Genomic DNA, 8,335 nt, shown 5'->3' with positions numbered 1-8,335 from the left:
GCCTAGAGTGGGGGCTTACTGGAGACGCCCTGATGCCGAAAGCCGCCCTGTTCCGTCGTCTGGCGTTCGCCGCCTGTGTCGCCGCGCTGTCGGCGGGGGCGCCCGCTGTCGCCCGGCCTGTGGTCCAGGCCCAGGCCGCCGCGCCGGACGGGCTGGCGATCCCGGCGGTGGTGGCCTGGCTGGGTGAGAAGGGGCTGACGGCCGGGGCGGTGCAGACGGACGGCGCCCAGCCCTATGTGCGGGTCACGGACGGGCCGCTGACCTGGGTGCTGTATTTCTACTCCTGTCAGGGTCAGGGCGAGCGTCAGGTGTGCCCGGACCTGCAGTTCAGCGCCGCCTTCACCAACGCCACGGTGACGCCCGAGATCACCAACCGCTGGAACCGCGAGAACCGCTTCCTGAAGGCCTTTTACCAGCCCGGATCGGCCGGGGGCGCGGGCGCAGCGGTGGCGCAGCTGGACGTGCTGGTCGACAGCCGGTCGGGTCTGACCGAGCTGGAGGACGCGGTCGCGGTGTGGCGCGGGTTGCTGCCCCAGTTCGCGCGCGAGGTGGGGTTTCTGACGGGGCCGGCGCAGCCCTGAGGGGAAGTCTCTGACCCCCACCCTCCGCTCATCCCCGCGGAGGCGGGGATCCAGGAAGAACGCCAGTCAGAGGGATGTCCATTGTTCGCAGCGCTTTGAAGCCAAAGACCTGGGTCCCCGCCTCCGCGGGGATGAGCGGATTTTCTAACCAAACGCGACCTATAAGAAAGGCCGGGGGATCGCCCCGGCCTTTCCTTTGTATTCGCGCTCAAGCAGCGAGCGACCGCGTCGCGAGCGTAGCGCTCTTAGGTGAGAGAGCTATCGATGTCCTTGCAGGCCTGGATCAGGCCGTTCACGGACTCGACCGACTTGGCGAACATGGCCTTTTCGTCGTCGTTGGTGGTGAACTCGACGATCTTCTCGACGCCGTTCGCGCCGATCAGGGCCGGGACGCCGACATAGAGGTCGCTGAGGCCGTATTCGCCCGACAGCCAGACGGCGCAGGGCAGAACGCGCTTCTGGTCCAGCAGGTAGGAGCGGGCCATGGCGATGGCGCTTTCGGCCGGGGCGTAGAAGGCCGAGCCGGTTTTCAGCAGGGCGACGATCTCGCCGCCGCCCTTGCGGGTGCGCTCGACGATGGCGTCCAGATCGGCCTGAGACAGGAAGCCGGCGGCGACGGCATCCGGCAGCGGCAGGCCGCCGACGGTCGAGTGGCGCACCATCGGCACCATGTCGTCGCCGTGACCGCCCAGGGTCCAGGCGTTGATGTCCTGAACCGAGACGCCGGTCTTTTCAGCCAGGAAGTAGGCGAAGCGGGCCGAGTCCAGCACGCCGGCCATGCCGACGACCTTCTCTTTCGGCAGGCCCGAGAATTTCTGCAGCGCCCAGACCATGGCGTCCAGCGGGTTGGTGATGCAGATGACGAAGGCGTTCGGGGCGTGCTGCCTGATGCCCTCGCCGACGGCCTTCATGACCTTGAGGTTGATGCCGATCAGGTCGTCGCGGCTCATGCCCGGCTTGCGCGGCACGCCCGCCGTGACGATGCAGACGTCGGCGCCGGCGATGTCGGCGTAGTCATTGGCGCCTTTGAGCGCCACGTCCTGGCCGAACACGGCCGAGGCCTCGGCGATGTCGAGGGCTTTGCCTTGCGGCGTGCCTTCGGCGATGTCGAACAGGATGACGTCGCCCAGCGCTTCGCGCGCGGCCACGTGGGCCAGGGTGCCGCCGATCATGCCGGCGCCGATAAGGGCGATCTTCGCGCGAGCCATAGGTATCTCCAGGGTCGATGCTGCGTTGCAAAACGGTACTCGATGGCGGGCGGTCTAGACCCGCGCGAAAGCCTCGGCAAGGTCCGGACCTTTACGGCCCCGGTCGGGCCTGCGACGGTGGCTGGAAATAGGGAGACCTCCATGCGCCTTGTCGCCGCTACCCTGCTGATCGTCACGGCCCCGACTGCCCTGCCGACCCTGGCCATGGCCCAGACGCCGCCCGCACCGATCGGCGCCAGCCATGTGCCCGCGCCGTGGTGGATGCGCGAGCCGGTGATCGCCTCGATCGGGCAGGTGCGGGTCGAGATCCAGGCCAATCGCGCGGGCTTCACCGCCAGCTTCCAGTCGGTCGATCGGACGGCGGCCGACGCCTCGCGCAAGGCGGCGGATCAGGTGCGGGCGCTGAGCCGGACGCTGGCCGCATACGGCGTCGATACGGTGCGGGTCGAGACGACCCTGACCACCCGGCCGCTGTACGACCAGTATCGCGACGAGAACGGTAACCTGCGTGACAATATGCGGGCCGACAAGATCGAGCGTTATCAGGCCGACGCGACCGTCAGCCTGGCCATCCGCGACGTGGCGGCGTTGGAGCGGATCTATGCGACCGTGGTGGCGTCGCAGCCAACCTCGATCAGCCAGGTCTATTTCTCGCTCGACCCCGACAATGCGTGGAAGACCAATCTGGCGGGCGAGGCGGTGAAGGACGCGCGACGCCGGGCCCAGGCGGCGGCCCAGAACGCCGGGGCGACGCTGGGTCCCGTCAAGGTGATCGACCCGACCGGCCGCGCCTGCCAGACCGATGTGCTGGCCGGCTGGCCGTCGTATCAGTCAGGCGGCGGGCAGGCGACGACGGTGGACGAGGGGATGGTGACAGAGCGGTTTCGTGGGCCCTCGGTAGCCGCGCCGGCGCCCCCGCCCGCTCCGACCGGCGCGGCCCCTAGCGAAGCCGCCATCGAGGCGGCGCGGCTGGCGCTGCAGCCGCCGCTGCGCGAGCTGACCGACAGCGCGTGCGTGGTCTATGGCCTGAACGGATGAGGGACTTCGCCGCCGATCCGGCGTTCGAGGCGGGGTCCGTCTTCGCCGCCGACTGGCCGCTGTGTCAGGTGCGGCTGCAGGACGATGCGCGGTTTCCGTGGCTGATCCTGATCCCCCGACGGCCGGGAGCGGTCGAGCTGGAAGACCTGTCGGTGGCCGACCGCGCGGCGCTGATGGAGGAGGTGGTGCGCGCGGACGCCCTGGTGCGGGCGCTGGGCGCGGCGTCGGACCGGCCGGTGGACAAGCTGAACGTCGGGGCCATCGGCAATGTCACGGCCCAGTTGCACGTCCACGTCGTCGGCCGTCGCCGCGACGACGCCCTGTGGCCCGACCCCGTCTGGGGGCGTGGCCCGGCGCAGGCCTATACACGGGATAGACGGCTGAATACGCTCACAAGGATCGTTGCAGACATGGGCGGGGGCCAGATTGAACAGATTGCTTGAATTCTGGCGAAGCCGACTGCGGCGCCGATGGTTCTGGGGCTCCATAGTCTGCCTCCTGCTCGGCTATGTGGTCATGAGCCTGCTTGTGCCCGAGCCATTGCTTGGTCTGATCAGTCTTCCGTTCTGGTTGCTGATCGCCGGGCGTCGCCTTCACGACATGAACGCCCGAGGCTTCTGGGCGCTGATCCCTGCAGGTTCTGGCTTTGTGATCGGTTTCGCCAATGGCTTCACAAGGAGCGCCACAGGTAGTCCTATTATCGATACAGCCCAGCTGAATGTGGTGGTCGGACTGGCCAGTATCGGCTTCATCATACTCTTGGGCGCTTGGCCGGGATCTAAAGCGGCGAACCGCTATGGCCCACGCCCGGGTGCGGTGACCGTAACTCCCGTCGACAAGCCTTCCACCGCCTAAGCTAGCGGCTGAGGGTCACGGTCTTTTCGCCGTCGGGGCCCTTGAGCACGCCGCGCCAGCCGTCGGCGGTGCGGCGCAGCGTCAACACGCCGTCGGGCAGGGTCAGCACCGCCTCGACGCCCGATTTGGTCGCGGCGGGGATGGGGCCGACGCGCCAGTCCTTGCGCCAGGCGCCCTCGACCGGGCGGTCGCCGGGGTCGCGCAGCAGGATGCGCATCAGCTCGGTCCCGTCCTGGTCCAGCAGGCGCCAGCGGCCGTCCAGGGCGCCCATGCGGCTGTCGGCGCTGATCTCGGCGTTGGCGACGCCCTGGTCATAGGCCTGGGCCAGGGGCGAGGGCGGCTGTTCGTAACTGCGGCGGTAGTCGTCGACCGTCACGGCGCTGTCCAGGCGGCGGCGCAGGGCGGCGCTCTCGGCCACGGCATCGCCCTGGGGCGCGACCGGCGCGAAATTGGCCGGCGGCGTGAAGGGCATGGCCTCGAGCCGATACAGTTCGGACGGCGCCGCATAGGGGACGGGCGTGGTCGCGGCGGGGGCGTCCTGGGGCGCGGGCGTCGACTGGATCATCAGAAGGGCGGCGGCGATCAGCATGGGCCAAAGCTGCCCCGATCGGGCGCCCGATGGCTAGAGGGGTGCGGCGACTCTTCGTCGAATTCGCAATTGCGGCGCCGGGACGGCCCGTTTCGTTGACACCCGGCCTTTGGGGTCACTAAAGCCTGTTCACTGATTTCAACGCCTGAAATCCCTCGGGTTTTTTGAGAACCATTCGCATGTCGAGCCCTTCCCCGGTCTCCGGCGACGCTCGTGACGACCAGACCGGCCGTTTCGTTCGCCAGCCCAATGGCCGCGTCCGTCCGTTGTCGCCGCACCTGCAGATCTGGCGCTGGCACATCACCATGACCGCCTCGATCCTGTTCCGCGTGACCATCGGCGCGGCGACGGTGGGCGCGGCGATGCTGGTCGGCTGGCTGGCTGTGCTGGCCAGCGGGCCGGACGCCTATGCGCAGTTCCTGAGCTGCGCGGCGTCGCCGCTGGGGCTGCTGGTCGGGATCGGCCTGACCTGGGTGTTGTTCTCCTTCCTGCTGAACGGCGGGCGCCACCTGATCAACGACACCGGCGCGGGCCTGACGGTGCCGTCGGCCAATCTGCTGTCGCACATCGCCGTGTGGGGGCCGTTCGTCCTGACGGCGATCTTCTGGATCGTGCTGTTCGCCAGCGGAAAGGTGTCGCTATGAGCGCTCCCGCCAGGTTCAAAAACCGGGTGAAGGTGTCCGAGCGCCACGGCGCCGGCGAATGGGCGATCGAAAAGGTCGCGCTGCTGATCCTGATGCCGCTGGCCCTGTGGGTCGCGTCCACCGCCCTGACCCTGACCGGCGTCAGTCACGACGGCGTGCTGGCCTGGTTCGCCAACGGGCTGAACGCGACGCTGGCGGCGGTCACCGCCGTGGTCTTCTTCGGGTTCGCCAGCCTGGCCTGGAAGGTGATCGTCGAGGATTACATCCATCGCCCGGGCAACAAGGCCCTGCTGCTGGGCCTGATCAACATCGTCTGCCTGCTGCTGGCCGCGGCCAGCGTCTTCTTCATCGTGCGTCTGGCGACGGGCTCTGTCCCGCTGCCGGCCGGAGTCTGATCCGTCATGGCCGCTTACGAGCTTATCGATCACGAATATGACGTCGTCGTCGTCGGCGCCGGGGGTTCGGGCCTGCGCGCGGCGCTGGGCGCCGCCCAGCAGGGGCTGAAGGTCGCCTGCGTGACCAAGGTCTTCCCCACGCGCTCGCACACCGTGGCGGCCCAGGGCGGCATCTCGGCTTCGCTGGGCAACATGGGCGAGGACAGCTGGCAGTGGCACATGTACGACACCGTCAAGGGGTCGGACTGGCTGGGCGACCAGGACGCGATCGAATACCTGGTCCGCAACGCGCCCAAGGCGGTCTATGAGCTGGAACACTGGGGCGTGCCGTTCAGCCGGACGGACGAGGGCAAGATCTACCAGCGCGCCTTTGGCGGCATGACCCGCAATTTCGGCGAGGGCCCGGTGCAGCGCACCTGCGCCGCCGCCGACCGCACCGGCCACGCCATCCTGCACACCCTGTACGGCCAGTCGGTCCGCCGGGAAGTGAAATTCTTCGTCGAATATTTCGCCCTGGACCTGATCATGCAGGACGGCGCCTGCACCGGCGTTACCGCCCTGCAGCTCGACACCGGCCAGATGCACCAGTTCCGCGCCAAGATGGTGGTGCTGGCGACCGGTGGTTACGGCCGCGCCTATTTCAGCGCCACCTCGGCCCACACCTGCACCGGCGACGGTAACGCCATGGTGCTGCGCGCCGGCCTGCCGCTGCAGGACATGGAGTTCGTGCAGTTCCACCCTACCGGCATCTACGGCGCCGGCTGCCTGATCACCGAGGGCGCACGGGGTGAAGGCGGCTACCTGACCAACTCGGAAGGCGAGCGCTTCATGGAGCGCTATGCGCCGACCGTGAAGGACCTGGCCCCGCGCGACATGGTTTCGCGCTCCATGACCATCGAAATCCGCGAAGGGCGCGGCGTGGGCCCGAACAAGGACCACATCTTCCTGCACCTGGACCACCTGGATCCCAAGGTCCTGCACCAGCGCCTGCCGGGCATCTCGGAATCGGCCAAGATCTTCGCCGGCGTCGACGTGACCAAGGAGCCGATCCCGGTCCTGCCGACCGTCCACTACAACATGGGCGGCATTCCGACGAACTTCTACTCCGAGGTCGTGACCCGTCTGGGCGATGATCCGGACAAGGTGGTTCCAGGGCTGATGGCCGTGGGCGAAGCCGCCTGCGTTTCGGTGCACGGCGCCAACCGCCTGGGCTCAAACTCGCTGATCGACCTGGTGGTGTTCGGCCGTTCGGCCGCGCTGCGCTGCGCCGACACCATCAAGGCCGGCGCCACCCAGCCGGAGCTGAAGCCGGCCATGACCGATGGTCACCTGGCGCGCTTCGACAAGTTCCGCAACGCCTCGGGCGGCACCACGACCGCCTCGCTGCGCCTCGAGATGCAGAAGGCGATGCAGGAAGACGCCGCCGTGTTCCGCACGACGGACAGCCTGGCCTCGGGCGTCGAGCGGCTCGCCGCCGTCCACGCCAAGCGTCCGGACCTCAAGGTCTCCGACCGCGGCATGATCTGGAACACCGACCTCCTGGAGACCCTGGAGTTCGACAACCTGGTCGGCCAGGCGATCACCACAGTGGCCGGGGCGTTCAACCGCACCGAAAGCCGCGGCGCCCACGCCCACGAGGATTTCCCGGATCGCAACGACGAAACCTGGATGAAGCACACCCTGACCTGGTTCGACGATGCGACCGGTAAGGTCGCGATCGATTACCGGCCGGTGCACAGCTACACCCTGACCAACGACATCGCTTACATCCCGCCCAAGGCGCGGGTGTACTAGGACCGATGATGGCTTCCCTCGTTTCCTCGTTTAACGCGTCCTCGCTTAAGGAAAGCGTCTGATGGTCCAGCTCGCTCTGCCCAAGAATTCCCGCGTCCAGAAGGGCAAGCATCACGCTGCCCCCGCCGGCGCTACGAAGGTGAAGACCTTCAAGATCTACCGCTACGATCCCGAGGGGACCGAGAATCCGCGCTGGGACACCTATGACGTGGACCTCGAGGCCTGCGGTCCGATGGTCCTGGACGTTCTGATCCACATCAAGAACGACATCGACCCGACCCTGGCCTTCCGCCGATCGTGCCGCGAGGGCGTCTGCGGCTCCTGCGCCATGAACATCGGCGGCCGCAACACCCTTGCCTGCACCCACGGCCACGCAGAGGTGCCGGGCAAGGACTGCCAGATCAGCCCGCTGCCGCACATGCCGGTGATCAAGGACCTGATCCCCGACATGAGCATGTTCTACGCTCAGTACGCCTCGATCGAGCCCTGGCTGCACACCACGACGCCCGAGCCGCAGACCGAATGGCGCCAGAGCCCGGAAGACCGGGAAAAGCTGGACGGCCTCTATGAGTGCATTCTCTGCGCCTGCTGCTCGACGTCGTGCCCCAGTTACTGGTGGAACGGCGACAAGTACCTGGGCCCGGCGGCTCTGCTGCACGCCTATCGCTGGCTGATCGACAGCCGCGACGAGGCCACCGGCGACCGGCTCGACGAGCTGGAAGACCCCTTCAAGCTCTATCGCTGCCACACGATCATGAATTGTGCGCAGGTGTGTCCGAAGGGCCTGAATCCGGCCAAAGCCATTGGTGAGATCAAGAAGATGCTGGTGGACCGCGTCGTCTGATCGCGGTCTGCTGACGCGCGATCTAATCCGAACGGCGTTTGGAAAGTTGACGGCGCCGTCACTTTTCTGCATGGGGCTTCTATGAGCCAATCGGACGCGCATATTGTGATCCTCGGGGCGGGCCACGCCGGCGGCACCGCCGCGGCCTTGCTTCGCCAGTACGGGCACACCGGCCTCATCACCCTGGTCGGGGAGGAGCCGGTTCCGCCCTATCAGCGGCCGCCGCTGTCCAAGGCTTGGCTGAAGGGCGAGGCGGACGCCGACTCCCTGGCGCTGAAGCCGCTCGAGTTCTACGCCGAGAACAATATCGACTTCCGACCCAACGTCCGGGCCGAGAAGCTGGCCCGCTCGGACAAGACCGTCACCCTCTCGAACGGCGAGACCCTC

General features: G+C 67.6%; 11 protein-coding genes. 9 read left to right on the top strand and 2 right to left on the bottom strand.

Translation table 11 applies throughout. The annotated features are described in order from the left end of the window. Positions 1-581 (top strand): YbjN domain-containing protein (locus EON91_RS13255; RefSeq protein ID WP_292095631.1); only part of this gene is annotated, 581 nt, incomplete at its 5' end. 245 nt (positions 582-826) lie between these two features. Here EON91_RS13255 and mdh read toward each other — a convergent pair. Next, positions 827-1,789, bottom strand: coding sequence for a malate dehydrogenase (gene mdh, locus EON91_RS13250; RefSeq protein WP_292095628.1), 963 nt, complete (start codon positions 1,787-1,789; stop codon positions 827-829). A 141-nt stretch (positions 1,790-1,930) separates the two neighbouring features. Between mdh and EON91_RS13245 the strand changes: the two genes are divergently transcribed. The 3 genes from EON91_RS13245 to EON91_RS13235 are packed head-to-tail and all read left to right on the top strand — an operon-like array spanning position 1,931 to position 3,682. Further along, positions 1,931-2,827, top strand: coding sequence for an SIMPL domain-containing protein (locus tag EON91_RS13245; RefSeq protein WP_292095625.1), 897 nt, complete (start codon positions 1,931-1,933; stop codon positions 2,825-2,827). After that, complete coding sequence (locus EON91_RS13240) at positions 2,824-3,270, top strand: HIT domain-containing protein (RefSeq protein ID WP_292095624.1); 447 nt, start codon at positions 2,824-2,826, stop codon at positions 3,268-3,270. Before EON91_RS13245 ends, EON91_RS13240 begins: the two co-directional genes overlap by 4 nt. Then, positions 3,230-3,682: a DUF805 domain-containing protein gene (locus EON91_RS13235; RefSeq protein ID WP_366250428.1), complete on the top strand. Its 453-nt coding sequence runs from the start codon at positions 3,230-3,232 to the stop codon at positions 3,680-3,682. Before EON91_RS13240 ends, EON91_RS13235 begins: the two co-directional genes overlap by 41 nt. 1 nt (position 3,683) lies before the next feature. Here EON91_RS13235 and EON91_RS13230 read toward each other — a convergent pair whose 3' ends face one another. Beyond that, complete coding sequence (locus EON91_RS13230) at positions 3,684-4,271, bottom strand: hypothetical protein (RefSeq protein WP_292095622.1); 588 nt, start codon at positions 4,269-4,271, stop codon at positions 3,684-3,686. A gap of 179 nt (positions 4,272-4,450) precedes the next feature. Between EON91_RS13230 and sdhC the strand changes: the two genes are divergently transcribed. The 5 genes from sdhC to EON91_RS13205 form a co-directional block, all read left to right on the top strand. Continuing rightward, positions 4,451-4,915, top strand: coding sequence for a succinate dehydrogenase, cytochrome b556 subunit (gene sdhC, locus EON91_RS13225; RefSeq protein ID WP_292095620.1), 465 nt, complete (start codon positions 4,451-4,453; stop codon positions 4,913-4,915). Beyond that, on the top strand, positions 4,912-5,310 hold the full coding sequence (gene sdhD / locus EON91_RS13220) for a succinate dehydrogenase, hydrophobic membrane anchor protein (RefSeq protein WP_292095617.1): 399 nt from the start codon (positions 4,912-4,914) through the stop codon (positions 5,308-5,310). The genes sdhC and sdhD overlap by 4 nt, the downstream gene beginning before the upstream one ends. A gap of 6 nt (positions 5,311-5,316) precedes the next feature. Then, complete coding sequence (sdhA, locus tag EON91_RS13215) at positions 5,317-7,104, top strand: succinate dehydrogenase flavoprotein subunit (protein WP_292095615.1); 1,788 nt, start codon at positions 5,317-5,319, stop codon at positions 7,102-7,104. A 61-nt stretch (positions 7,105-7,165) separates the two neighbouring features. Further along, on the top strand, positions 7,166-7,948 hold the full coding sequence (locus tag EON91_RS13210; RefSeq protein WP_292095614.1) for a succinate dehydrogenase iron-sulfur subunit: 783 nt from the start codon (positions 7,166-7,168) through the stop codon (positions 7,946-7,948). Between the two features lie 81 nt (positions 7,949-8,029). Beyond that, positions 8,030-8,335, top strand: a 306-nt coding sequence (locus EON91_RS13205; protein ID WP_292095611.1) for an FAD-dependent oxidoreductase, incomplete at its 3' end; no start/stop codon positions are given.

Source organism: Brevundimonas sp. (genome assembly GCF_004210735.1).
In the GTDB taxonomy this organism is placed as follows: Bacteria; Pseudomonadota; Alphaproteobacteria; order Caulobacterales; family Caulobacteraceae; genus Brevundimonas.
The sequence above is the reverse complement of the archived record's forward strand: the minus strand, read 5'-3'. Positions and strand labels throughout refer to the sequence as shown.